The sequence below is a fragment of the Vibrio ichthyoenteri ATCC 700023 genome, assembly GCF_000222605.1.
In the GTDB taxonomy this organism is placed as follows: Bacteria; Pseudomonadota; Gammaproteobacteria; order Enterobacterales; family Vibrionaceae; genus Vibrio; species Vibrio ichthyoenteri.
On sequence record NZ_AFWF01000251.1, the window covers coordinates 1 to 607 of the forward strand.

The following is a 607-nucleotide window of genomic DNA, read 5'->3' on the forward strand; positions in this document are numbered from 1 at the left end:
AGTATGACCTCAAAGGAGTTACAAAAAGAAGCTCGAGAATATATCGGTTTTGGTTTTCCGTGTAGTTCTGAGGATATCATCAATAAAAATGAAACCTCTTGTTCATTTGTCTTTGAGAATACACTTAAGCGTGGTCAGGTTGCAGAGTTCCAATTTGTTTGGCCAAAGTGCCTAACAACAATGACGAATAAATGTAAAGGTAAGGTCACTATGACATTGGTATACGAACCTCCAATTAATAGAGATTTTGGTCAAGAATACATTCGTGCAAATATTGACGCTTCATTACAGCAAGAAAATATAAAAGGGACTGAAAGTACCTATAAGAAAGCGGTGAACTCCATATGGGACACTAAACTTGGTGAGGATGCCAATTTCGAAAAAAACCTTATAACTCACGGTTTTAAATGGTGGCCAAACAAGGTTTATTCTAGAGAAAGTACGCGAGGTTTTGGAAATTCCATAAACTGGAGACTTCGAATTAAGTCTCAAGTCAGACGGTGTTTTTCAAGACAGTTGTCATCATTTGCTTAGTTATTAAGCAGCTTCTTTTTCTGGATTTAAATGAACCTCACCAACTGGTTCACAGTTCCTAATATCCTTAGAA

General features: G+C 36.7%; 1 pseudogene. It reads left to right on the top strand.

Going from position 1 to position 607, the window contains the following annotated elements:
- A pseudogene (locus tag RH85_RS16990) lies at nt 1–534 on the top strand (S8 family serine peptidase); the annotation flags it as partial.
- Nucleotides 535–607: the final 73 nt, after the last annotated feature.